The 24,427-nt window shown below is 70.4% G+C and carries 21 protein-coding genes; 12 read left to right on the forward strand and 9 right to left on the reverse strand.

Going from position 1 to position 24,427, the window contains the following annotated elements:
* Positions 1 to 300 precede the first annotated feature (300 nt).
* Positions 301 to 2,577 (forward strand): ankyrin repeat domain-containing protein, encoded by a 2,277-nt coding sequence (locus ACZ5LB_RS19615; protein ID WP_464603893.1) that lies wholly within the window; start codon positions 301 to 303, stop codon positions 2,575 to 2,577.
* Here the strand turns inward: ACZ5LB_RS19615 and ACZ5LB_RS19620 are convergent.
* The 9 genes from ACZ5LB_RS19620 to ACZ5LB_RS19660 form a co-directional block, all read right to left on the reverse strand.
* On the reverse strand, positions 2,574 to 4,337 hold the full coding sequence (locus ACZ5LB_RS19620) for a sodium:solute symporter family protein (RefSeq protein ID WP_464603894.1): 1,764 nt from the start codon (positions 4,335 to 4,337) through the stop codon (positions 2,574 to 2,576). The genes ACZ5LB_RS19615 and ACZ5LB_RS19620 overlap by 4 nt on opposite strands.
* Positions 4,338 to 4,485: 148 nt before the next feature.
* Entirely contained in the window at positions 4,486 to 5,760 is a 1,275-nt protein-coding gene (locus ACZ5LB_RS19625) for a triphosphoribosyl-dephospho-CoA synthase (RefSeq protein ID WP_464603895.1), read from the reverse strand.
* Complete coding sequence (citF, locus tag ACZ5LB_RS19630) at positions 5,753 to 7,291, reverse strand: citrate lyase subunit alpha (RefSeq protein ID WP_464603896.1); 1,539 nt, start codon at positions 7,289 to 7,291, stop codon at positions 5,753 to 5,755. Before citF ends, ACZ5LB_RS19625 begins: the two co-directional genes overlap by 8 nt.
* Positions 7,278 to 8,189 (reverse strand): HpcH/HpaI aldolase/citrate lyase family protein, encoded by a 912-nt coding sequence (locus tag ACZ5LB_RS19635; RefSeq protein WP_464603897.1) that lies wholly within the window; start codon positions 8,187 to 8,189, stop codon positions 7,278 to 7,280. The genes citF and ACZ5LB_RS19635 overlap by 14 nt, the downstream gene beginning before the upstream one ends.
* Positions 8,190 to 8,196: 7 nt before the next feature.
* Positions 8,197 to 8,667: a PPC domain-containing DNA-binding protein gene (locus ACZ5LB_RS19640; RefSeq protein ID WP_464603898.1), complete on the reverse strand. Its 471-nt coding sequence runs from the start codon at positions 8,665 to 8,667 to the stop codon at positions 8,197 to 8,199.
* A gap of 2 nt (positions 8,668 to 8,669) precedes the next feature.
* The gene (gene citD / locus ACZ5LB_RS19645) at positions 8,670 to 8,933 is read right to left on the reverse strand and encodes a citrate lyase acyl carrier protein (RefSeq protein WP_464603899.1); all 264 of its coding nucleotides are present in this window, start codon (positions 8,931 to 8,933) and stop codon (positions 8,670 to 8,672) included.
* 3 nt (positions 8,934 to 8,936) lie between these two features.
* The gene (locus ACZ5LB_RS19650) at positions 8,937 to 9,920 is read right to left on the reverse strand and encodes a [citrate (pro-3S)-lyase] ligase (protein ID WP_464603900.1); all 984 of its coding nucleotides are present in this window, start codon (positions 9,918 to 9,920) and stop codon (positions 8,937 to 8,939) included.
* A 93-nt stretch (positions 9,921 to 10,013) separates the two neighbouring features.
* The gene (mscL, locus tag ACZ5LB_RS19655; RefSeq protein WP_464603901.1) at positions 10,014 to 10,406 is read right to left on the reverse strand and encodes a large conductance mechanosensitive channel protein MscL; all 393 of its coding nucleotides are present in this window, start codon (positions 10,404 to 10,406) and stop codon (positions 10,014 to 10,016) included.
* A gap of 39 nt (positions 10,407 to 10,445) precedes the next feature.
* The gene (locus ACZ5LB_RS19660; RefSeq protein WP_464603902.1) at positions 10,446 to 10,871 is read right to left on the reverse strand and encodes an arginine repressor; all 426 of its coding nucleotides are present in this window, start codon (positions 10,869 to 10,871) and stop codon (positions 10,446 to 10,448) included.
* A gap of 143 nt (positions 10,872 to 11,014) precedes the next feature.
* Between ACZ5LB_RS19660 and ACZ5LB_RS19665 the strand changes: the two genes are divergently transcribed.
* From ACZ5LB_RS19665 to ACZ5LB_RS19715, 11 genes are all read left to right on the forward strand, one after another.
* Positions 11,015 to 12,187, forward strand: coding sequence for an aspartate aminotransferase family protein (locus tag ACZ5LB_RS19665; RefSeq protein WP_464603903.1), 1,173 nt, complete (start codon positions 11,015 to 11,017; stop codon positions 12,185 to 12,187).
* The gene (locus ACZ5LB_RS19670) at positions 12,184 to 13,176 is read left to right on the forward strand and encodes an N-acetylornithine carbamoyltransferase (RefSeq protein WP_464603904.1); all 993 of its coding nucleotides are present in this window, start codon (positions 12,184 to 12,186) and stop codon (positions 13,174 to 13,176) included. Before ACZ5LB_RS19665 ends, ACZ5LB_RS19670 begins: the two co-directional genes overlap by 4 nt.
* Positions 13,177 to 13,179: 3 nt before the next feature.
* Positions 13,180 to 14,055, forward strand: coding sequence for an acetylglutamate kinase (argB, locus tag ACZ5LB_RS19675; RefSeq protein WP_464603905.1), 876 nt, complete (start codon positions 13,180 to 13,182; stop codon positions 14,053 to 14,055).
* Positions 14,052 to 15,104 carry a M20/M25/M40 family metallo-hydrolase gene (locus tag ACZ5LB_RS19680; protein ID WP_464603906.1) on the forward strand — a complete coding sequence of 351 codons (1,053 nt, stop codon included), beginning with the start codon at positions 14,052 to 14,054 and terminating at the stop codon, positions 15,102 to 15,104. The genes argB and ACZ5LB_RS19680 overlap by 4 nt, the downstream gene beginning before the upstream one ends.
* A complete protein-coding gene (locus ACZ5LB_RS19685; protein WP_464603907.1) occupies positions 15,097 to 16,431 on the forward strand; it encodes a lyase family protein in 1,335 nt (444 codons plus the stop codon). The genes ACZ5LB_RS19680 and ACZ5LB_RS19685 overlap by 8 nt, the downstream gene beginning before the upstream one ends.
* Positions 16,428 to 17,615 carry an argininosuccinate synthase gene (argG, locus tag ACZ5LB_RS19690; protein WP_464603908.1) on the forward strand — a complete coding sequence of 396 codons (1,188 nt, stop codon included), beginning with the start codon at positions 16,428 to 16,430 and terminating at the stop codon, positions 17,613 to 17,615. Before ACZ5LB_RS19685 ends, argG begins: the two co-directional genes overlap by 4 nt.
* A gap of 11 nt (positions 17,616 to 17,626) precedes the next feature.
* Positions 17,627 to 18,679: a hypothetical protein gene (locus ACZ5LB_RS19695; RefSeq protein WP_464603909.1), complete on the forward strand. Its 1,053-nt coding sequence runs from the start codon at positions 17,627 to 17,629 to the stop codon at positions 18,677 to 18,679.
* Positions 18,676 to 19,677: an N-acetyl-gamma-glutamyl-phosphate reductase gene (gene argC / locus ACZ5LB_RS19700; protein WP_464603910.1), complete on the forward strand. Its 1,002-nt coding sequence runs from the start codon at positions 18,676 to 18,678 to the stop codon at positions 19,675 to 19,677. The genes ACZ5LB_RS19695 and argC overlap by 4 nt, the downstream gene beginning before the upstream one ends.
* A gap of 67 nt (positions 19,678 to 19,744) precedes the next feature.
* Positions 19,745 to 21,214, forward strand: coding sequence for a glycosyltransferase (locus tag ACZ5LB_RS19705; RefSeq protein ID WP_464603911.1), 1,470 nt, complete (start codon positions 19,745 to 19,747; stop codon positions 21,212 to 21,214).
* A 103-nt stretch (positions 21,215 to 21,317) separates the two neighbouring features.
* Positions 21,318 to 22,997, forward strand: a complete 1,680-nt coding sequence (gene ilvD / locus ACZ5LB_RS19710; protein ID WP_464603912.1) for a dihydroxy-acid dehydratase — start codon at positions 21,318 to 21,320, stop codon at positions 22,995 to 22,997.
* A 205-nt stretch (positions 22,998 to 23,202) separates the two neighbouring features.
* Positions 23,203 to 24,423, forward strand: a complete 1,221-nt coding sequence (locus ACZ5LB_RS19715; RefSeq protein ID WP_464603913.1) for a glycosyltransferase family 4 protein — start codon at positions 23,203 to 23,205, stop codon at positions 24,421 to 24,423.
* Positions 24,424 to 24,427: the final 4 nt, after the last annotated feature.

Consider the following 24,427-nt stretch of genomic DNA (forward strand, 5'->3'; position numbering starts at 1 on the left):
GCAGGAAATATAGGTCATATTTTCAAGGGGCTTGCACACGAGAAGCGGGCTTCCAGGCGCCGCCCTACGGGTGATGGCAGCGGCCACGGCAATCCCGCGTTACGCTCGTCGAACGATTACCCGAATCGCTCTCCTCGCGTGCCTTGTCTTGCCATGGCCGGTGCCATCATCGCGGGGCCGAGGAATACTTGGACAGCCTCCTAGCAGGGTCCGGCGCGTCCCGACCGGCGCCTCGGATTTCCAGGGAACCTTCTGGTGATCCTGGGCACGCATTATGGGTAATTTATCGAAAAGAGCCCCATGCGCATCCTCCGCATCCTGCCCATCCTTCCCTTCACCCTGGGCCTGGCCGTGTCGGCCGAGATCCCCGTGGAGCAGGCGGTGGGCATCTACGGCCAGACGGATCCCGCCCACCGGGAACTCTCCCCCCTCTGGGGCATGGTCTCCCTCAAGTCGGGCCTGCTCCGGAACCTGCGCCTTTATGGGGCCTACGGCCCGGCGCCCCGGGCGGACCTTCCCAGGCACCCCGGCCTCCGTGGGGCCAACGACCACCCCCAGGATGCGGTGGCCGGGGTGATCCAGTACCTTTTCCCGTCCCCGGACGGCGCGAATTTCGTGCCCAACCAGCGCACGAAGGACCCCATCGGAGCGCTGTCCAGGGACCGCGAGCAGGGGTTGCCCAGGATCCTGGCCCTCCTGGACGCGATCACGTTCCGAAAGGGTTCCATGGAGGACACGCGCGGCGCCTCCTCCTCCAGGGCCACGACCTCGCCCGAAGAGGCGGAGCGGGAACTGCGCGCCGACGTGGTCCGGATCCTGGGGGGCGCCACTGGCGATCAGGAATCGGGGCACAACCGGATCCTGGGCGCCTTCGCCACGATGCTCGCCCGGGGCGTTCGCGAGGAAGTGGCCGACGGCGGGCGCGCCTACCCTCCACGGGTGGTGGAGATGGCCCTCCTGGGCTATGCCTGGACGGTGGCGGACCATGTGGATGAACTGTACCGTGCCTTCAGTCCGGACCTGCTCCTCGGGCCGCCCCAGGGAGGGCCCCTTCCGCCGTTCGACCCGGCCTGGTCCGACGCTGTGGTGCCTGGCGTCCTGGAACGCATGGAGGTGCACCGGGCAGGTGGATGTGGGCCGGTGCCTCCGGACGAGATCGCCGTGTTCCTGGAATCCCAGCGCACCAAGGGAATCATTCCCGCCCTGGTCAACTACGGCATGGCCCGCCACGGCGGTGCCCTCTACCCGGACTGCGGGGAAACCTCCCTGCGCAATTTCTTCAACATCGCCTTGACCCGGGATGGACGTTTTTCCGAAGACCTCTTCACCGCCTTCCTTCACCGGTTCCCGGCTCCCCCCACCGAAAAACTGGCGGCGCTCCATGCGTTCTACCGGGCTTTCCCCCAGGTCTCCGGCCAGACCACCCAGGCGGCCCGGGACGCATGGAGCGAACTCGTCTCCGGGCTCAACCGCCCCGGGGACCCCCTGCCCATCGTCTATGGCAACGGAAGCCACAACCTCAAGGGCACGGGCCTCCGGAACATGCTGAACCTCATCGCCCACCTGCTCCCCGATCCCATCCTCAACGCCCCCTGGGAGGAGGGCCGGGCCCTCTCCCAGGCCACCGGCAAGCTCGATCGCCTTTGCCAACTGGTGTCGGCACCGGGCCGGTTCTTCGCCTGCGTTGCCGCCAAGGGAGGGGAGACCGAATCGGAGTTCGGGACCTTCACCTTTTCCATCAACCGGGAACAGGTCTTCGAATGGGCCTTCAAGCCGGGTCATTTCGCCATCCGTTCCCTGGAGAACGAGGGCCGCTTCTCCAGGCTCCGGCCCATGGAGATCCCTTCCGACGCCCCTCTGCTGGGCGCGTGGCATCACGCGTTCGTGGGGCTGGAACCGTACCGGGACCTGTGGGGCCTCTTCGCCACGGAACTGGATTCTCCGGAAATGGCCTTGAATGCCATCCAGTCCATCGTGGTTTCCCGTTCCGGGACCCTGTTGCCCGCGATGCACCTCCTGGTGGAGAAGGCCATCCCCATCGACTCGGATGCCTACCTCGCCCTGGCCGGTGTCCTGCACAACGCCGGGGCGGAAGGCCTGGGGCCCCCCTGGTACCCCGTCCCCTTCGTCCGCGCCATGCCGCAGGAGCGGAAGGCGGCCCTTTTCCGGAATGGCGAGCTGTCCGTGGGTGGCCCGGAAATGGTCTTCTGGGTCCGCTTCTGGCTCCGGCACGGCCTCGACCCATCCACGCGGATCGAGGGCAGACTCTCCATCCTGGCCTATTGCGCCACGACCGGTTCGCTCCCCCTTGTCCAGGAGGCCCTGAGTGCGGGTGCGCGGGTGAACGACGAGGACGAGATCGGAACGACCCCCCTCCTGAGTGCGGCCTTGGCCTGGAAGTCCATTCCTGGCTTCTCTTCCGGCGGGCCCGCCATCGTCCAGGCCCTGCTTGACGCAGGCGCGGATCCCCTGCTGGCCAATAGACAGGGAGACACTCCGCTGAGCGTGGCCCGGCTGTTGGGGCTGGCCGAACTCGCCGCACAGTTCGAGGGGCACTTGAAGAAAAAGGCCGACTAGGACCCCTCCTGAAGCCGGAGGTGCCAGTGGAGGAAGCCTCCGCACACGGCCGCGACGCCGAGGAAGCCCAGGCCCGGCCCCCAGGCTCCGAACAGGCACTTCCCCACCCCGAACAGGGCCATGTAGACCATGACGCAGCCCGCGAGCCAGTCCAGGAAGGCGGTGGCCAGGTCGTTCCGGGGCACGACGTCGGCGCAGGCGCGGGCCACGGGTCCCCACATCAGCGCGCTGGGGCGGACCCTGCGGTAGAAGGCGCGGAGCACGGCGTCCGGCTCGGGGCCGGTGAGGAGGGTCACCCCCAGCCACGCCGCCGTGGACACCCCCACCGAGATGAGGATCTGGATGGCCAGCTCCCGCGGGTCGCCCGCGTCGAACCTGAAGACGTGCTGGAGCGCCATGCTGGACAGGAAGCTGGCCGCCATGGCCGTGATCTCGCTCCAGGCGTTGATGCGCCACCAGAACCAGCGGAGGATGAGCACGCTGCCGGTGCCCGCGCCGATGGCCATGAGGAGCTTCCAGGCCCCCTCGATGTCGGTCTGGAACCAGGTCACCACGCAGCTGGCCACCATGAGGAGCAGGGTCGCGGCCTGGCCGGCCCGGACGTAGTGCCTGTCCTCCCTGCCCGGATTCAGGAACCGCCGGTACACGTCGCTCACCAGGTACGAGGCGCCCCAGTTGAGCTGGGTGGCCACGGTGCTCATGTAGGCCGCCGCGAAGGCGGCGATCATCACGCCCCGGAGCGCGGGCGGGAAGACGCTGGGATCCATCAGGAGCTTGATGTAGCCGGATTCCTTGTCCGCCAGCGTGGGGTAGAGCACGAGGCTCGCCAGGGCGGTGAGGATCCAGGGCCAGGGCCGGATGGCGTAGTGGGCGATGGCGAACCAGAGGGTCGCCAGGAGGGAGTTCCGCTCGTCCTTGGCGCAGAATATCCGCTGGGCCACGTAGCCGCCCCCGCCGGGTTCGGATCCGGGGTACCAGGTCGCCCACCAGGTGACGGCGATGTAGACGAAGACGGTGAGCAGCGGCATCCAGGCGCTGTCCATGGCGGGGACGAAGTCCAGGATGCTGCCGCCATCCCTCGCCGCGTCCATGGCCCTGAGCCTCGCCACCATCCCGCCCATGCCTCCCGCGGCCTTGACCGAGTCGTACGCCAGCACGATGACCATGCCCATCTTCAACACGAACTGGAACAGGTCGGTCACAAGCACGCCCCAGAGGCCCGACAGCGTGCTGATGCCCGCCGTCAGGAGGATGATGCAGAACACCAGGCCCAGGGCGTGGAGCTTGTCCAGGGCGGGGAAGATCACCATCAGGATCTTGACCATGGCCAGGTTGACCCAGCCGAGGATGATGCAGTTGATGGGCAGCCCCAGGTAGACCGCCCGGAATCCCCGCAGGAAGGCCGCGGGCCGTCCCGCGTAGCGGATCTCGGCGAACTCCACGTCCGTGAGCACCCCCGCGCGGCGCCAGAGCCTCGCGAAGAAGAAGACCGTGAGCATGCCGCTGAGCAGCAGGTTCCACCAGAGCCAGTTGCCGGCGATGCCGTGCTTGGCGACCAGGCCGGTGACGGCCAGGGGCGTGTCGGCGGCGAACGTGGTGGCCACCATGCTGGTGCCCGCCAGGAACCAGCCCACCTTCCGGTCGCCGGCGAAATACGCGTCCGTGGAACCCGTGGCGCGACGCCGGTAGTACAGTCCGATGGCCAGGTTGAAGATGAAATAGGCGGCGATGACGACCCAGTCCAGCACCCGCAGTTCCATGGGAATTCCTTGCTCACCGATTCTGGTTTCCAGCGCGTTGATCACGCGGATACGGACGGGGACGGCCTTCCGGATCGTGGGCATTGTAGACGCCCGTGGGCGTCGCTGCGGGTGGAAATGGGGCGTCGCCCGGGGGACGGAGGTCCGTTCAGGCGGATGCGGCGTGCAGGGCCCAGGTGAGGGCCATGCAGTCGGCCACGCCTCCCATGGTGAGGTTCATGCGCCGGTAGTCCTCGTTCAAGGCCGCGAGGAAGGGTTCGGGGTCCCGGCCCATGTCCAGGAGCGCCTGGAGGTCCTGGCCGTCCTGGCGCAGGCGCTGCAGGCCTCCGGGGCCGCAGCGGCGCACGGCGGTGGTGTCCTCCACCGCCACCATGAGGGCGGCCATGAGGTGGAAACCGGCGAGGCGGGGCTCGAGGCCGGCCTCCAGGGCCCTGCGGTAGGCGGGCCAGCCGTGCTCGAACACCGCAGGCAGGCCCTCGAGGGCTTCGGCCTGGATGCCGCCCAGGCCCTGGCGGGCCCGGAGGTCCGCGCCGTGGGTGCCCTGGGGCGGGCAGGTTGCGAAGAACCGCGCCGCCAGATCCCGGATGGAAGGCCGGAGCTGGTCGAACCGGCCCTTGCATTGGCAGGCGGCCAGGAGGGTCAGGCCGGAAAGGAAGATGTAGCCCTTGTGGCCGTTGGTGCCGATCTCGCGCAGCATGCGGTCCTCCGCGTCGCGGCCGGCCTGGGTGAGCTCGTCCAGGGACCGGCCCTCGCCGAAGCGCTCCAGGAGGTCCTCGTAGTACCGGGGGAGCAGGTCCGCCGAGGTCCGCATGGCCTCGAAGGTGAGGTCGGGGTGCGAGCCCGCGTCCCGGCGGTCCACGAGCCCGGGCTTGGGGGTGAGGTCCAGCTCGCGCAGGGCGCCCTGGTGGAGGGCGGCGGCCAGCGTCCCGGGCGGGAGCCGCCGGGGCGTGCCGTGCTCGCGGAGCAGGGCGTCAACCTTGGCCAGGAGTTCGGCCTGGGGGTGGCGCCCGGCGCGGATGCACTCCCGGGCGGGCTCGTCGCACAGGAGGCAGGGGCGCTGAGGCAGGCCCAGGGAGGCCCGGTCCACCTGCGTTCCGTCGGGGCGGTAGACGTCGATGTCCAGGATCCGCCCGGAGGGGGTCAGGGCCTCCAGGGCGACGGCGGCGGCCTTGATCCGGAGCGGGTCCCCGTCGGAGAAGGCGATGTGGAAGGGGCCCAGGGCGTCGAAACCGGAATGGGCCGCCGGGACCTCCAGCCCGTCCAGGGCCCCCTGGGCCAGGCGGGAAAGGCCCGGACGGAGCTTGGCGGGGCCGGGGACGTTGCAGCCCACGAACAGGATGGAGGCCGCGCCGCCCCGCTGGGCCAGGGCCCGGTGGAGCTCGCGCTCCCGGGCGTCGCGGGCCTCCAGGAACACGCTATTCATGGACCTTCCGGATCACGTCGATGATGGACCCGTCCCGGTATTCCACGAGCGCCACCACCTCGTCCTCGAACTCCACGGGCCGGGGCTTGCCGGTCACCCGGGTGATCTCCTCGTGGAACTGGTGGATGTCCTTCACCGGCAGGTTGCGGCGCTTCAGTTCGGCCACCAGGTCGGCGTGCTTGGCGGAGACGCAGATGCCGCGCTCGGTGACGATGACGTCCACGGTCTCGCCGGGGGTGGTGACGGTGGTGACGGAATCCCGCACCACCGGGAGCCGGCCGCGCATGGAGGGGGCCACCACGATGGCCAGCTTGGCGCCGGCGGCCACGTCGCAGTGGCCGCCCGTGTTGTGCAGCAGGTAGCCGCTGGACTCGGTGTTGACGTTGACATTGAAGTCCACGTCCACCTCGGTGGCGCCCAGGATCACGCAGTCCAGCATGTTGGCCACGCAGCCGCGGTTGAAGGGGCTGGCGTACAGGTCGGCCGAGATCTCCCGGTGGCAGGGGTTGCGCCGCATGGAGTCCACGGCCCGGGTGTCGAAGCACTGCACGTCGAACAGCGTCTCGAAGTAGCCTTCCTCGAGCATGTCGACGAAATAGCCCGTGATGCCCCCGCAGCCGAAGCTGCCCTTGACCTTGTTCTCGGCCATGAGGCGGCGCACGTTGTCGGCCACGGCCAGGGAGGTCCCCCCGGCGCCGGTCTGGAAGGAGAACCCGTCCCTGAGCAGGCCCGAGGCGTGGATGACCTCGGAGGCGTACTTGGCGATGAGCAGCCCCGCCGGGTCGCGGGTGACGCGGGTGGTGGTGGAGACGATCTTGCTCGGGTCGCCCAGGGACTCGATCTGGACCACGTAGTCCACGTCGGACTGGGAGATGCTGATGGGGGCCGCGGGGTAGCGCACCAGGTTGTCGGTGACGGCCACGACCTTCTTGGCGTAGCGGGCGTCGGTGTAGGCGTAGCCCAGGGAGCCGCAGGCCGACTTCCCGTGCACGCCGTTCATGTTGCCGGTGACGTCGCAGCAGGGGGCGGCGATGAAGGCGGCGTCCACCTCCACCTCGCCGGTGACCAGGGAGCGGGCCCGGCCGCCGTGGCTGCGCACGATGATGTCGCACTTCAATTCGCCCTTGCTCACCATCTGGGCGATGAGCCCGTTGACGCCGGTCTCGATGCGGGTGATGACGCCCTTGCGGATGTAGGGGATGATCTCGGCGTGCACGTCGTGGATGGAGCTGGAGGCGATGCCCATGTCCTTGAGGCCCATGGCGTCCATCTCCTTCACCAGGAGGTTCAGGAGCAGGTCCCCGTTGCGCAGGTGGTGGTGGGTGGAGATGTTCATGCCGTCCCTGAGCTCGCACTTCTCCAGGGCGGCCCGCAGGCTGGGCAGGAGCTTGGAGTCGGAGGGGTGGCGGCGCACCAGGGGCCGGGTGGCCCTCAGCACTTCGGGCTTCTTGTTCCAGGGGTCCACGTAGGGGTCGAGGGTGCGGCCCCTCCACTGGGCCGGGATCTCTCGGCCGAGGCTATTTTTCGCCATGGATCACCTCGTCGGTCAGGTCAAAGTCGATCATCCCGAAGGCGATGGCCGTCTTCAGGACGCGGGCGGCGCGGGTGACGACGGGCGCGTCCACCATCCGGCCCTTCAGGGAGATCACGCCGGTGCCCATCTCCCGGGCGCGCTTGATGGCGTCCATGACTTCCAGGGCGTGCTCGATCTCCTTGGCGGAGGGGCGGAACACCTCGTGGATGATCTCGATCTGCCTGGGGTTGACCAGGGACTTGCCCGTGAAGCCCAGGCGCTTGATGAGGGCCGTCTCCGTGCGGAGGGCCTCCATGTCGTTCACGTCGGGGAAGATGGTGTCGATGACCTGGAGGCCCGCCGCCTTGGCGGCCCAGACGATCTGGGTGCGGGCGGAGAACAGCTCCTCCCCGGTCTTGGTGCGGTCGATCTCCATGGAGGCGGTGAAGTCCTCGGCGCCGAAGGCCAGGGCCACCAGGCGCGGGGAGCTGACCGCGGTCTGCACGCAGTTCAGCACGCCCTCGGCGCTTTCGATGGAGGGGATGATCTTGAAGTGGCCGATCTCCAGGCCCAGCTGCTCCTCGTGCTCGGTGAGCAGGGTGTCGAGCCGTTCGACCACCTCGGGGTTGTCGGCCTTGGGCAGGCGGATCCCGTCGGGCAGGGCGGGGAGGATCTCCCGCAGGTCGTCCAGGGCGTAGGGCGTGTCGAGCCCGTTGATCCGGACGAACATCTCCTTGTTGCGGTCGGTGTAGGACCGCAGGAAGTTCCGCGCCAGGAGGCGCGCGGCGTCCTTCTCCTGGAGGGGGACCGCGTCCTCCAGGTCGACCATGACGACGTCGGCCTCGAAGACGGGGATGTTCTGGAGCATCCCGGGCATGTTGCCGGGAACGTACAGCAGGGAACGGCGGAGTCTCATGGGTCCCCTACCTTTCTTCGAAGAAGAGGGTGTCCACGCCGCTCGAGGTGGAGTGGTAGCGCTCGATGCCCGTCACCAGGTACTCGGCCAGCACGATTTCGCAGGTGGCGAAGACCTCGGCGTCCAACAGCTGGCCGCCCACCACTTCCCCGCCCGCCTTGGAGGCCAGGATGTGGAACCGGGCGCCCAGCTTCTTGTCGGCGCACGGGGCGATGTTGCCGGAGAGCCCGAGCATCTCCAGGGGGCCTTCCACGCGGTGCTTGCGGGTCCTGGGCTCGGTCAGGGGCAGGTGGGCGCCGGTCTGGATGTCGCGGAACTCCACTTCACGCACCGAACCGATGGCCGACACCATGGACGCGAAGGAGATGTTCTGCTCGCTGCAGAATTCCAGGAGGGTGGGAACGATGCGCGCACCCGGCTGGATCTTGATGATGAAGCGCCGGCCTGTGACGCATTCGCGGGACCATACCTTGTCCATGACTACTCCTGGGAAGCTCTGTGAATGGCGGTTTCCACCCGGGCGGCGATGGCGTAGTCCAGGGCGCCCCGGTCCGAGACCCGGACGTGGCCCGTGGCCACGCCCAGGTCCCGCAGGGTCGTCTCGATGCGGGCCCGGATCAGGTGCTCGAACTGCTTCTTCACGGTGGATTCGATGTCGATCTGGAGGGTTTCGGCGGGCTCGACCACGACCATGAGGTCGCTGGACTGCATGGTGCCCGCGGTGGACTTGCGGTGTATCTGCATGGGCTAGGCTCCCTTGAGGCGCCCGGCGATGGGCCGGGCTTCGTCGGATCTGAGAAACTGGAGGGTGGATGGGGGGACGAGGGTCGCCAGGGCCGCGAAGTCGCCGGCCGCGAAGGCCGCGCGCACCCGGGTGGCGCTCACGGGGGCGCCCCCGGCCTCGATGCGGGGCACCTCGGTGAGGGCGATGCCGGCCGCGGGCAGGACCTCGGCCATGGCGGCGTTGTAGGCCCGGGTCGCGGGGCAGAGGGGCTCGGCCCCCGCGAACCTGTGGACGACGTGGAAGGCCGGGGCGATGCGATGCGCGAAGAGGTCCAGGTCCAGGCGCATCTGGGCCTGGGCGGCCTCGTCCTGGCGCTTGAGGAAGTAGGACGGGAAGGTCCCGGCGGACACCGCGTACCGGGAGGTCTCCAGGACGGTGACGCCGGGAAGGTGGGCCGTGGCCTCCCGGGCCAGGCGCAGGCGCACCGCGAACGGGAAGGCCGAGCAGTCCTCGCTCACCACGAACAGGAAGAGCCGGTCCACCTCCTTCGCGGCCCGTTCCACCAGGTGGAGGTGCCCGAGGGTGAAGGGGTTCCCGTTGACGACGATGGCGCCGTTCCGGCCCGGGGCGGCGGGGTGGGAGGCCAAGTAGGCCTCCAGGCCGGGCCCGTGCTCCAGCAGGGCCGCGGTGCCGTGGGTGGCCAGGAGCCGGAAGTTCAGGGCCTCGAAGATCCCGGCGTTCTGGGGCCGGGTGAAGAGGAAGACGGTCTCGTGGCCCGCCGACAGGCCCGACAGCACGAGCCGGGTCACCAGGGCGCCCAGGATTTCCGTGCCCCGGAATTCTGGAGCTATGGCCAGCATCTTGAGCACATAGCCCTTCCGTGCGCCGCAGGCCGCGAGGCGCCCGTTTTCGTACCAGCCCACCCGCTCATCCACCCCGGCCTCGTAACGCAAACCCTGGGACTCGATGAGTTCCCGGACTTCGCGTTCCGTGGGCTGGTCGAACAAGACGTGCTCCGTGAAGGGTCCGCCCGCAGTATAGGACCGGCGGCCTTTCAACTACCTTACAGTCTTCTATTTGTGGAAACCGTCACGGAGCGGTCAGTCGACCTGACTTGTGCAGAACTTGCAGCGCTTGGCGGCCAGGGGAATCGCCTCCAGGCATTGGGGGCAGGGCTTGGTGGTGGGGGCCGCGGGCTCCTCCTTCTTCTTCATCAGGGCGCCCAGCAGCTTCACCAGGATGAGGAACACCACGCCGGCGATGATGAGGAAGTTCAGGGTGGCGCCCAGCACCACGCCGATGCGCAGCTTGCCCACGGCCCACTGCTCCCAGACCATGTTGGCCGGCAGCACATAGCTCACCAGCGGCATCACGATTCCGTTCACGAAGGCCTTGACGATCTCCCCGAAGGCGCCGCCGACCACGACCGCAACGGCCAGGTCCACCACGTTTCCCTTGGCCACGAAGGCCTTGAACTCCTGGATTAAGGACATGCGCTGCTCCTTGGTTGGGGCCCGCGTCGCAGGCCGGTTTCAGATGCCTCGAATCAGTCGTTCCCGGATTTCGGCCTCCAGTTTATCAAGCAATGCGGCGTTGGTCGGCGCCGCGAATATGGTGTCGTCCCCGGCCAGGGTTCCGGCCAGGGAGGGCAGTCCGGCCTGGTCCAGCGCCAGGGCCATGGCCTGGGCGTAGCCGGGGGTGGTCTTCAGGATGAGCAGGGTGGGGGGGATCTTCTGCAGCGTGTAGGGGTGGGAGGGGGGAAGGGCCGGCTGGGCGCGGCGGTAGCGGCCCTCCTCCTTGCGGATGTTGAGCTTTTTCATGTGCCGGGAGAGGGTGGAGAGCGTCAGGTCGAAGCCCTCCATCCGCAGGCGTTCCAGGAGATCCCCCTGCTCGGTGATGTCCAGGTGGGAGAGATGGCGGAGAATGGCCTCGTCCAGGTTCATGGGCCTAATTTGCATTGATTTGCACAAATTTGCAAGTGTCCTTGACGGATTCATGACAGGGAATTCGCTGTACCGTCACAGCATTTCCCCTTGACCCCGGTTTCCTGGGCGCGCACAATTTGCATTACATGACCGGTATTTCCGTGTTTTTGCAACCCATGACCGCAAATTTGCAGCCCCCCGCCCTCCTCCCCACCTACACCCCCTTTCCCTTTCCCCTGCTCCGGGGCGAACGGGACCGGGTCTTCGATCCCATGGGAAGGAGCTACTGGGACTTCTACGGCGGGCACTGCGTGGCCAGCACCGGCCACGCCCACCCCCTGGTGGCCGAGGCCATCGCGGTCCAGGCGCGGGAGCTGATCTTCTACAGCACCGCCGCGGAACTGCCCGTGCGCACCCGGGCGGCCAAGGCCCTCCTGGACTTCGCGGAGTCCGGACGGGACGCGGGCATGGCCTCGATCTTCTTCTGCAACAGCGGCGCCGAGGCCAACGAGAACGCCCTCAAGATGGCGTGCCGGCTCACCGGCCGGCACCGGTTCGCCGCCTTCCAGGGCGGGTGGCACGGGCGTTCCACCCTGGCCCTTTCGGTCACCGACGACCCCGCCATCACCCGGCCCTACGAGCCCCTCCTCGCGCCCTGCCTGCGGCTTCCCTGGAACGACGTGGAGGCCCTGGAGGCCGCCGACTTCTCGGACGTGGCCGGCGTGATCATGGAGCCCATCCAGAGCATGTCGGGCATCCGGCCCGCCTCCGCACCCTTCATGGTGAAGGTCCGGGAGAAGACGAAGGCCGCGGGCGCCATGCTCATCTACGACGAGGTCCAGACCGGCATGGGCCGCCTGGGGCATCCCTTCGCCGCGGGGCTTCACGGCGTCCGCCCCGACATGATCACCTCCGCCAAGGGCCTGGCCTCGGGCGTGCCCATGGGGGCGCTGCTCCTCTCGGCCGAGGCCGCCACCTCCGTGAAGCCCGGGGACCTGGGCAGCACCTTCGGCGGGGGGCCCCTGGCCTGCGCCGCGCTGCTGGCCACCCTCACGGTGATCCGGCAGGAGGGCCTGCTGCAGAACGTCTTCGTGCGCGAGCAGGAGATCCGCGACGCCCTCGCGGGAACCTGCGTCACCGAGGTGCGGGGCTCGGGCCTGCTCCTGGGCCTGGTGGTGCCGGGCCGGGCGAAGCAGCTCAAGGCCCACCTCCAGGACAAGCAGATCCTCGTGGGCGGCAGCGGCGACCCCGACGCGCTGCGGCTCATGCCCCCCCTCAACGTGACCCGGGCCGCGGTGGACGCCCTGGCCGAAGCCGTCCGCACCTTCCCCGCAGGAGATTCCAAATGAGACACGCCACCGGCATCAGCGACTTCGGCATCGAGGGCCTCGAGGAGATCCTCGCCCGGGCCATCCGGTGGAAGGCCGGACAGCACCCCAAGCATCTGGTGGACAAGATTCTCGGCATGGTGTTCTTCAATCCCAGCCTGCGCACCCGCGCCTCCTTCGAGGCCGTCATGGCCCGGGGCGGCGGCTCGGCCATCGTGCTGGAAGTGGGCAACGGCGTCTGGAAGCTGGAGGACCGCGCCGGCGCGGTCATGGACGGCGACCGGGCCGAGCACATCCGGGAGGCCGCGCCGGTCCTGGCGCGTTACGTGGACCTGCTCGCCGTGCGCACCTTCGCCTCGGGCGCCAGCGACGCCGAGGACCACGCGGATCCCGTCATGAACGGCTTCCGGAACCACTCCACCGTGCCCACCCTCAGCATGGAGAGCGCCCGGGAGCACCCCTGCCAGGGCCTCGCCGACCTCATGACGGCCCGGGAGACCTTCGGTTCCACCAAGGGCCTGCCGGTGACCCTCACCTGGGCCCCCCACATCAAGCCTCTCCCCAAGGCCGTGCCCAACAGCTTCCTGCTCACCGCCGCCGCGGCCGGCTGCGAGGTGCGCGTGGCCCACCCCGAGGGCTTCGAGCTCCAGGGCGAGGTCATCGCCCAGGCCCAGGCCCTGGCCAAGGGCGCCGGCGGCAGCGTGTCGTTCACGAAGGACCAGGGCGAGGCGGCCGCCGGCAGCCGCGTGATCTACGCCAAGGCCTGGGGCCCTTCCACCGAGGGCGGCCTGAAGGCCGATGCCGTCAAGGACCACCCCGACTGGATCTGCTCCCCCGACCTGATGCGCAAGGCCGCCCAGGACGCCATCTTCATGCACTGCCTACCCGTGCGCCGCAACGTCGAGGTGGCCGACGGGGTCCTGGACGGGCCCTGGAGCCGGGTGGTGGACGAGGCCGAGAACCGCTTCCACGTGCAGCGGTCCCTGGTCCAGTGGCTGCTGGAGGCCTAGACCATGGTACGTTCCTCGAATCCCTTTGACGCCCTGCACAACGCCGCCAAGTACGTCCGCAAGTTCCGCGGCAAGCCCTTCGTCGTCAAGCTCGGCGGCGAGATCCTGGAGGATCCCGCCCTGCGGAAGGCCGTGTGCGCCCAGCTGGCCCTGCTGTGGAGCTTCTCCATCCCCCTGGTGATCGTTCACGGCGGCGGCGCCGGCCTGGACGCGCTCTGCGGCGAGCTGGGCCTGGAGACCACCAAGGTCGCCGGCCGGCGCGTGACGTCGGCCCCGGTGCTGGACGCCGCCCGCATGGCCTTCAAGGGCCGGGTCCAGATGGATCTCCTGGCCGCGCTCGAGGTCGCCGGGCTCCCGGCGGTGGGCCTTTCCGGCCAGGACGCGGGCCTGGTCAAGTCCCACAAGCGGCCCGTGGCCGAGGTGGACTACGGACTGGTGGGCGACGTGGACGCCGTGGACCCCGCGGTGCTCATGCACCTGCTGGACGGGGGCTACGTGCCCGTGGTGGCGCCCTTCTCGGCCACCCCGGAGGGCCAGGTGCTCAACACCAACGCCGACACCATCGCCGCCGAGATCGCCGCGGCCCTGGGGGTCGAGAAGCTCTTCTTCATCCTGAAGGTGCCCGGACTCCTGCGGAACATGGCCGAACCCACCAGCCTGGTGCCCCTGGCCGACCTGCAGACCCTGGCGGAGCTGGAAGGCGCCATCAAGGACGGCATGAAGCCCAAGATCACCGCGGCCCGCCGGGCCCTGGACGGCGGCGTGAAGAGCGTCCACCTGGTCTCGGGCAGCAGGCCCGACGCCATCCTGGCCGAGGTGTTCACCAACGAGGGCAGCGGCACCATGCTGGTCCGGGACCGCAACGAGGTGGCGCCATGATGGCCCCTGGGGCCCTCCTGGAATCCCTGGTGGCCATTCCCAGCGTGTCCCACGCCGAGCAGGCCCTCGCGGACCACGTGGCGGCCCTGCTGGGCGCCGAGGGCTTCGAGGTGCGCCGCACGGGCAACAGCCTGTGGTTCGAGGTGGGCACGGAGGGGCCCCGCATCCTCTTCGCCAGCCACCTGGACACCGTTCCCCCCTGCGACGGCTGGAGCAGCGACCCCTTCACGCCGTCCTGGAACGGCGACCGCCTCACGGGCCTGGGCGCCAACGACGCCAAGGGCTGCGTCGCCGCCATGATCCTCGCCGCGCATTCGCTGCGCGACCTCCAGGGGGCCCGGGCCGTGTTCGCCTTCACCGAGGGCGAAGAGGTGGGCGGCAAGGGCATCCGGGAGGTGCTGCCGGACCTGGGCAGGCTGGACGCCGCCGTGGTGGGCGAACCCACCGGCCTGGAGATCTGCGCGGCCCAGCGGGGCATGCTCATCCTGCGCTGCACCGCCCGGGGCGAAGCCGCCCACGTGGCCCACAGCCCCCTGGGCGAGAACGCCGTGCACAAGGCCGCCCGGGACATCCAGAAGCTGGCCGCCCTGACCTTCGAGCCCCATCCGCTGCTGGGCGAGACGCGCGCCCAGGTCACCCAGATCCAGGGGGGAAGGGCCCGCAACCAGGTGCCCGACAGCTGCGAGTTCTTCGTGGACCTGCGCACCACCCCCAACCTGGACCACAAGGCGACGGCGGAACGCATCGCGCTCCTGCTGGAGAGCGAGGTGGCGGTCCACTCCATGCGCTACGAGGCCGTGGCCACCGACGCCTCGGAGCCGGTGGTGAAGGCGGCGTTGGCCGCCTCAGGCCGCAAGGCCCCCCGCGGCTCCGCCACGGCCTCCGACTGGGCCTTCCTGGCCCACCTTCCCGCCGTGAAGGCCGGCCCCGGCGACACCCACCGCAGCCACCGCCCCGACGAATGGATCTCCCTGGCCGAGCTGGAAGGGGGCATCGCCTTCTACGCGGCCCTGGCCCGGGAATACGCCAAGGAGGCCAGCCGTGTCTAAGCCGCTCTGGGCCAAGGACCTCCCCCTGGACGAGGAGCTCCACCGCTTCACCGTGGGGGACGACCCCGAAACGGACCTGAACCTCCTCGCCAGCGACGCCGCCGGCAGCGCCGCCCACGCGCGAATGCTGGGCGAAACCGGCTTCCTGGCCGAAGCCGAGGCCCGGGCCCTGGTGGGCGCCCTGGACGGCCTGCGCCGGGAGGCCCTGCGGGGGGAGCTGGGCATCCTGCCCGAGGAGGAGGACGGCCACACCGCCCTGGAGCACGCCCTGGAGCGCCGCCTCGGGGAGACCGGCCGGCGCATCCATCTGGCGCGCTCGCGCAACGACCAGGTGGCCACGGCCCTGCGCCTTTTCATGCGGGACCGGGCCCTGGACCTGGGCCTGGCCATGCACGCCGCGGCCCGGGCCTTCCTGGACCTGGCCGGGCGGGAGGAGGCCACGCCCCTGCCGGGCTTCACCCATCTGCGCAAGGCCATGCCCGCCACCTGGGGCATGTGGGCCTCGGCCTTCGCGGAAGGTCTGCTGGAGGAACTGGAGGCCCTGCCGGCCCTGTGGGGCCGCCTGGACCGGTGCCCCCTGGGCGCCGCCGCCGGGTTCGGGGCCCCCGTGGCCGTGGACCGGGGCCGCAGCGCCTCGCTCCTGGGCTTCAGCCGCGTGCAGAACAGCCCCATGGACGTCATGAACAGCCGGGGCCGGTACGAGCAGGCCATGGCCGCCTGGATCGTCTCCGCCGCCGGCACCCTCGAGAAGGCCCTCTGGGACCTGAACCTCTACAGCACCGAATCCTTCGGCTTCGTGACCCTGCCCGACGCCTTCACCACGGGCAGCAGCCTCATGCCCCAGAAGCGGAACCCCGACGCCCTCGAGCTGGCCCGGGCCCGCTGCCGGGAGCTGCGGGGCCTGGCGGGCCTCCTGGGACACCTGGCCGGGGGCCTTCCCTCCAGCTACCACCGGGACCACCAGCTCCTGAAGGCCCCCTTCGTGGAGCTCCTCGGCAAGGGCGAGGAACTCTTCCGCATCACCTCCCGGCTCCTGCCCGGGCTCCAGGTGGACCGCGAGGCCTGCGCCGCCGCCATCACCCAGGAGCTGCACGCCGCCGCCCGGGCCTGCCGCCTCGCCGCGGAGGGCCAGCCCTTCCGGGATGCCTACGTGCAGGTGGCCCGCGAGATCCAGGACGGCACCTTCCGCCCGGAATCCGCGGTTCCCGTGCGCCTGGGCCTGGAGCGCACCGCCGAGGCCCTGGCCTCGTCGGCGGCCTGGATCAAGGGCCGCCGGGCCTTCCTCGAAACGACCTACGAACAACTCTTCGCCTGGGGTGCCAAATGAGCCACCGCGTCCTTCTCGCCTTTTCCGGGGGCCTCGACACCTCCTACTGCGTCCTTTACCTCAAGTCGCTGGGCCACGAGGTGCATACGGTCACCGTGGACACCGGCGGCTTCTCCCCGGCGGAGCTGGCCCGCATCGAGGACATGGCCGCCAGGCTGGGCACGGCGTCCCACGCCACCCTCGACGCCCGGGAGGAGCTGTTCCAGGACTACCTGCGCCACCTGGTGGCGGGCAACGTCCTGCGGGGCGGGCTCTACCCCCTGTCGGTGAGCGCCGAGCGCGTGTGCCAGGCCCGGCGGGTTGTGGCCCACGCCCGGGAGATCCAGGCCACGGCCCTGGCCCACGGCTCCACCGGCGCCGGCAACGACCAGGTGCGCTTCGACGTGGCCTTCCGGGCCCTGGCGCCCGATCTGGCCCTCCTGGCCCCCATCCGGGAACTGGCCCCCAGCCGCGCCGAGGAGAGGGCGTACCTGGCCGAGCGGGGCTTCCCCTTCCCCGAGAAGGTGGAATCCTACAGCGTCAACGAGGGCATGTGGGGCACCAGCATCGGCGGCAAGGAGACCCTGGACCCCTGGCAGAACCTGCCCGAGGAGGCCTATCCCGGCGGGGAGGTGGACCCCCTGGCCCCGGTGCGCACCCTCGTGCTGGGCTTCGCCAAGGGCGTGCCGGTCGCCCTGGACGGCGCGGACCTGGGCCCCGTGGGCGTCATCCAGGCCCTAAACGGGATCGGCAGCGCCTACGGCATCGGCCGCGGCATCCACCTGGGCGACACCATCCTGGGCATCAAGGGCCGGGTGGCCTTCGAGGCCCCCGGCGCGCACCTGGTCATCACCGCCCACCGGGAACTGGAAAAGCTCGTGCTCACGGGCAAGCAGCTCTTCTGGAAGGAATCCCTGGGCAACCTCTACGGCAGCCTCCTGCATGAGGGGCACTTCTTCGACCCGCTGTGCCGGGACCTGGAGGCCTTCCTGGCCTCCACCCAGGACGCGGTGACCGGCGAGGTGCGCCTGGAGCTTCGCCCCCGCGCCTTCGCGGTGCAGGGCGTGAAGTCCCCGCGCAGCCTCGTGCGCCCGGACATGGCCAGCTACGGCGAGAGCACCCGGCTCTGGACGGGCGCCGAGGCCGCGGGCTTCGCGCACATCTTCGGCGTGCCCCAGATGATCGCCCTGAAGGCCAAGGGATGAAGGGAGCTTCGATGCGGATCCACCTGGACAAGATCGCCTCGGTGACGCGGAACATGGGCCTGGGGCGCTGGGTCACCCTGGGCGAGACCATCGAGGCCCGGGAAGGCTCGGTCATCGCCGGCCGCATCTGCGGCGAGAAGACCGTCTACAACGAACTGGAGGACGTCCACGGCCGCATGAGCGTGCTGCACGACGGCGACATCATCGTGGGGGCCCTGGGCCACCGCAACGCGCTGCAGGGCTACGAGGGCGTGCTGCCCACGAAGGTCGCCCCCGGCGACCGGCTCCACCTCCTCAACCTGGGCGGGGTGCTGGGCCACTGCGTGTCCAGCAACCCGGGCGTGGGCGCCCCCTTCGAGGTGGAGGTGCTGGGCCAGGTGCTCTCCTTCCCCCAGTTCGGAAGCCGCCTGGGCCAGCCGGCCTTCATCCAGGAGAAGGCGGTGCAGGGCAAGCCCCATGCCGCTCCGGTGCCGGTGGTGTACGTGGCCGGCACCTGTATGAACGCGGGCAAGACCCTCGCAGCCTGCGTCCTGGTGCGCGCCTTCACCCAGGCGGGCTACAAGGTCGGCGGCGCCAAGCTTACGGGCGTGAGCCTGCAGCGGGACATCCTGGCCATGCAGGACTACGGGGCCGAGGCCATCCTGGATTTCACGGACGCCGGTGTAACCTGCACCGGGCCCGCCACGGCCCCCGGCGCGGCGCGGGCCATCTTCTCGGAGCTCGCGGACCGGGGCGTGGACCTGATCGTCGCCGAGACCGGCGACGGCATCATGGGCGAGTACGGCGTCCAGGCCATCCTCGAGGACGAGGGTCTGCGGGCCTGGGGCGCGGCCTACGTGCTGTGCGCCAACGATCCCGTGGGCGTGGAGGGCGGCGTCCGGAACCTGAAGGAGGCCTACGGCATCCAGGTGGACGTGGTGGCCGGGCCGGCCACGGACAACCGCGTGGGAGGCCGCTTCGTGGCCACCCTGGGCCTGCCGGCCCACAACGCCCGGTCCCAGGCGCGGGAACTGGGGGCGCTCGTCCTCGAGAAGGTGCGGGCCGCCCTGGAGGTGAAGCCGTGAGGATCGACGCCGTAATCCTGGGCGCCTCCGGCTACGGGGGCGGGGAGCTTCTGCGCTGGCTCTCGGGCCATCCGGACGTGGCGAGCCTGCGGGGCACCTCCCGCCACGCGGGCCGGGCCTTCGGGGACGTCCACCCGAACCTGCGGGGCCTCGTGCCCGGCGTCCTGGAGGCGGCCATCGACTGGTCCGCCTTCGGGGGGAGCGAACAGCCCGTGGTCTTCTCGGCCCTGCCGCACGGGGAGCTGGCGGCCCTGCTGCCCGGCCTGGAGCGCGCCTGGGAGGACGCGGGCATCGCGGACAAGGTCCTGCTGCTGGACCTGAGCACCGACTTCCGCGGCGTGGAGCACCGCTCCCGCTTCGTGTACGGCCAGCCCGAATGGAACCGGGAGGCCCTGGCAGGAGCCCGGCGCGTGGCCTGCGCGGGCTGCTTCGCCACCGCCCTGGAGCTGGCCCTCCTGCCCCTGCGCGGGCTGGACGTGGGCTTCCTGGCCGCCACGGGCTCCACCGGTTCCAGCGGCAGCGGCGCCGCCCCCGGGGAAGGCACCCACCACCCCCTGCGCGCCCAGGATTTCCGGGCCTACAAGCCTCTGGCCCACCAGCACATGGCCGAAGTCAACGCCGCCATGGCGGAGCTGGGCATCCAGGGCGACCTGGCCTTCGTGCCCCAGAGCGCGCCCATGGTGCGGGGGATCTTCATGTCGCTGCAGTTCCGGCTTCCCGCGGGCCTCACCGGCGAGGGCCTCGCCGCCAGGGCCGCCGAGGCGTTCCGGGACGCCCCCTTCGTGCGCATCGTGGCGGGCTCCCCCCGGGTGGGCGCCGTGGCCGGCAGCGCCTTCTGCGACCTCGCCACGGCTTCGGACGGGAAAAACGGCGCGGTGCTGACCGCCATCGACAACCTGGGCAAGGGCATGGCTTCCCAGGCCGTGCAGTGCATGAACCTCGCGCTGGGGCTGCCCGAAGGGGCGGGGCTGCGGGTGCCGGGGTGCTACCCGGGCTGAGGGGTACGCCCCCTGCCGCATTGACGCGAATCTTTCCCACCTTCTAGGCTGGGTTCCGGGAGGTCCAATGGCCCGCGGGACGTTGCTTTTCCTGGGTTCCAGCTATCATCCGGGCCTGGGCGGTGCGGAAGTCACTGATAAATTACTGCTTGAGTCCTGGGTCGCCTCGGGGGGGCGCGCCGTCGCCGTCTTCTGGGGCAAGGATGCACCGTCCAGCCTGAAAGGGGTCGAGATGATCCCGGTGGGGAACCCCGGGCGGATGCGGAGCGAGGCCCTGGCCGCCAGGCCCGACGCCATCTACGCCCAGTTCGGCGCCCATCCCCTGGGCCTCGAGGTGGCCAGGACCCTGGGCGTGCCGGTCATGACCTGCCTTCACGACGGCCGCACCCTCTGCCCCGACCTGGTGGCCCAGGCCACCTGCGACCACTTCTGCGCCCTCTGCCCGGTGGCGGGCACCGCCCCCGTGTTCGTCACGAAGGCCATCCTCCGGCAATTCGACCGGATCCTGGCCCCGTCCCGGTACATGGCGGATCTCGCCAACGAACTGCTGGGGCGGCACGACGCGTCCGTGCTGTACCCGGCGGTCCAGCCCGTGGCCCTGCCCCCGGGGCCGGGCGGGAAGTGCATCAGCATGGCGTCCGCCGAGTCCAGCAAGGGCGCCGACCTGTTCCTGAAGATCGCGGAGCGCATGCCGGACCAGTCGTTCCTCCTTTCGGGAAGGGGCAATGCCGCGAACTGCGGCTACGATCCCCGGCGCCACCCCAACGTGCGGGTCTCGGGGTTCCTTTCCCAGGAGGCGTTCTACGGGGAAAGCTGGCTGGTCCTGATGCCTTCGCGCTGGGCCGAACCCTTCGGCCGCATGGGCCCCGAGGCCCAGTCCGCGGGGCTCCTCTTCATGGGCAGCCGGGTGGGGGGCCTTCCCGAGGCCGCGGGGGAGGCCGGCATCATCATCGACGACTACCTGGATCCCGACGCCTGGGTGGCGGCGATCCGGGCCCTGCAGGCGGACCCGGAGCGGCAGGACACCCTGCGCCGCCTGGGGCGCGACACCTGGAAGCGCTTCGAGGCCGGCGCCCTGACCGCGCAGTTCTGCCGGTGGACGGAGGAACTCATGGGGCAGGTTCCGGGCCCGAAAAACGCCGTCCCGCCCGACCTGTTCCCGGCCTGGACCGTCTCCGCCCCCCTGAAGGCCGCCTACTACGGGTCGCTGGCCGTGGCCGTCCTGGGATGCCTGGCGGTGGCGTGGGGCGCCCCGGGGGCGGCCGCGGCCCTGCCGCTGGCGGCGTTCTTCGTCTGCCTCATCCTCCTGTGGGGCCTCCACGCCGGTCCCCTCCTGCGGGTGAAGGGAACCTCGGGCCGCCGCTCGGGACTGCGGCTCCTGGCTCTGGGGTGCGTGGCGGCGCCGGCGGCGCTGATCCCGGTCCTCTGGCCCCGGGGCATCTGGGTCCTGCTTCTGGTCCTGGCCGCCCTGGGCCTCACCTCGTACCTGCACCGGGCCCGGGTGCTGAAGGACCGGTTCCGGACCCTGGGCAGGTAATTCCGGGCCGACGATTGGCAATTCGATTAGGTCCATTCGCGAATCCACAACTGCTCGGGGACGGGCGCCGGAGGGGATAGAATCCGGTCCATGGAGCCTCGCCATGCGATCGGACACCGTCAAGAAGGGCATTGAACGCGCCGGGCACCGCGCCCTGCTCCGGGCCGCCGGCCTCAAGGACGAGGACTTCGCCAAGCCGTTCATCGGGATCTCCAATTCCTACACGGACATCGTTCCGGGCCACACCCATCTCCACGAGTTCGCGAAGGTGGTGAAGGACACGGTGCGCGAGGCGGGCGGGGTGCCCTTCGAGTTCAACACCATCGCCGTGGACGACGGCATCGCCATGGGCCACCTGGGGATGCGCTACTCCCTGCCCAGCCGGGAGCTCATCGCCGACGCGGTGGAGACCATGGCCACGGCCCACTGCTTCGACGCCCTCATCTGCATCTCGAACTGCGACAAGATCACCCCCGGCATGGTCATGGGCGCGCTGCGGGTGAACATCCCCACCCTCTTCGTCACCGGGGGGCCGATGCTGGCCGGGCAGAAGCCCGGCGGCGGGCGGTCCGACCTGATCACCGTGTTCGAGGGCGTGGGCAAGGTGCAGAGCGGCGAGATGACCGAAGGGGAGCTGGACGCCATCGAGGCGAGCGCCTGCCCCACCTGTGGCTCCTGCTCGGGCATGTTCACCGCCAACTCCATGAACTGCCTCCTGGAGGCCATCGGCCTGGCGCTGCCGGGCAACGGCACCATCCCCGCCGTGGACGACCGGCGCCCCTTCCTGGCCAGGGCCGCGGCCCTGCAGATCTTCGATCTGCTGGAACGGGACCTCAAGCCCCGGGACCTGGTGACCCTGGCCTCGCTGCGCAACGCCTTCGCCCTGGACATGGCCATGGGCGGATCCACCAACACGGTGCTCCACGGGCTGGCCTTCGCCCACGAGGCGGGGGTGGACTTCCCCCTGGCCGGGCTCAACGCCATCTCGGCGGTGACGCCGTGCATCTGCAAGGTCTCTCCGTCGGTGCCCGACGTGCACATCCAGGACGTGGACCGCGCGGGGGGGATCAGCGCCATCCTCAAGGAGCTCAGCCGCCGTCCCGGCCTCCTGGACCTGGAGGCGCCGACCGTGACGGGCAGGACCCTGGGCGAGACCATCGCCTCCGCCTCCACCCGGGACCCGGCGGTGATCCGGTCCCTGGAGGATCCCTTCTCCGCCGATGGGGGCCTGGCGGTGCTCTTCGGCAACATCGCGCCCCAGGGCAGCATCGTCAAGAGCGCCGGGGTGGACCCCTCGTGCCTGGTGTTCGAGGGCGAGGCCCTGGTCTTCGAAAGCCAGGACGCGTGCCTCGCGGCCCTGATGCTCCGCCAGGTGAAGCCCGGCCACGTGGTGATCATCCGGTACGAGGGGCCGCGGGGGGGCCCGGGCATGCCGGAGATGCTCTCGCCCACGGCCATGATCAAGGGGCAGGGCCTGGGCAGGTCCGTGGCGCTCGTCACCGACGGGCGCTTCTCCGGCGGCACCGCGGGCCTGTGCGTGGGCCACGCCAGCCCCGAGGCCATGGAGGGGGGCCCCATTGGCCTGGTGCGCGACGGGGACCGGATCCGCATCGACATCCCCGCCCGGACCCTGGACGTCCTGGTGGACGACGGGGAGCTGGAACGCAGGCGCGCCGCGTGGGTCCGCCCCGCGCCCAGGATCACGCGGGGGTGGCTGGGCCGCTACGCCCACCTGGTGACCAGCGCCAGCCGCGGCGCCGTCCTGGAATTGCCTCCCGGCTGAACCTCGCCCCGGGCCGCTTCCCCAGGATGAATGCTGGACGGGCCCGCGGGGGGAGCTATCCTGGGATTCGCATTCCAAGGATTCGCGATTCGTACCGTCGCCCCCCCCGCCGGCGCCCTTGGGCCCCCTGGCATCCACATCCGGCGGTGGGCATCCAGGGGCTGCGTTTGTGCGGGCACAATGGGGTTCCACCGGGAGACATCGAATGCGGGTTGTCATTCTCCACAGAGGGTTCCAGGCGCGGGGCGGGGCGGAGACCCTGGCCGCGGTGCAGGCCCGGGACCTGGCGCGGGCCGGGGTGGACGTGCAGGTCCTCACCTTCGCCTTTGATCCCTCCAACTGGAAGGAGGCCATGGAGGACATTCCGGTGCATGTGGTGCCCAAGCGCCACTGGACGGACCTACCGTTCGCCTTCGACCGGGGGGCGCAGATGCGCCACCGGGCCAGGCGCGTGGAGGCGGTGCTCCGCAGGCTGGCCCCCGACGTGGTGCTGGCCCACAACCACCCCGCGCCGGCGGTGCTGGGCGCCTGCGGGATCCGGGCCCGGAAGCTCTGGTACTGCCACGAGCCTCCCCGCACCCTTTACCCCCGGCAGACGAGCCCGTACCTCGCCGAGGCGTCCCAGGCCGGGCTCCTGGGCTCCCAGCCCGAACTCGCCGGGAACCTCCACCGCCAGATCGCCAGGGAAACGGCCAACAACCGCGCCTGGAGGCAGGGGGTGATCTTCGACCGGGCCGGGATCTCGGAACTGGACGGGATCGCCGCCAACAGCTCGTACACGCGCGACAGCGTGGCCAGGGTGTACCCCGGGCTCCGGGCCGAGGTCCACTACCCGGTGGTCCCCATGGACCCCCAGCCGCACCGCGCCGGCATCAACCGGGACGGGCTCCAGGTCTTGGTGCAGACCCGCCTGGAATTCATGAAGAACGTGGACACCGTGATCCGGGCCTTCCGCCTGGCGAGGCCGCACCTGGGCCCCAGGGCCCGCCTTCACGTGGTGGGCAAGGGCGAGTCGCTCGAGGGGCTCCAGGCCCTGGTGGAGGAACTGGATCTTGCCGAGGCCGTGACCTTCCACGGCTTCCTCCCGGACGCCGACCTGAGGGCCCTGCGCCAGGCCTGCGACGTGTTCGCCCTGGTGCCCTGGGACGAGCCGTTCGGCATGGTCTTCCCCGAGGCCGCCGCGGCGGGCCTCCTCCTCATCGGCCCCGACCACGGCGGCCCCGAGGAGGTGCTAGGCGGCGGCCGCTACGGCTGGTGCGTTCCGCCCCACGCCCCCGTGGCCCTGGCCGAGACGCTGTGCACCGTGTTCCGGAGCACGGACGCCGAGGCCGACCAGATGCGGGTGATGGCCCTGAAGGCCTGCCAGGCCCGCTTCGCGCCGAAGGTGGTGCTGCCCAGGTTCCGGAACTGGGTGACCGGCGCGTAGGCCC

Source organism: Mesoterricola sp. MK458 (assembly GCF_055384935.1).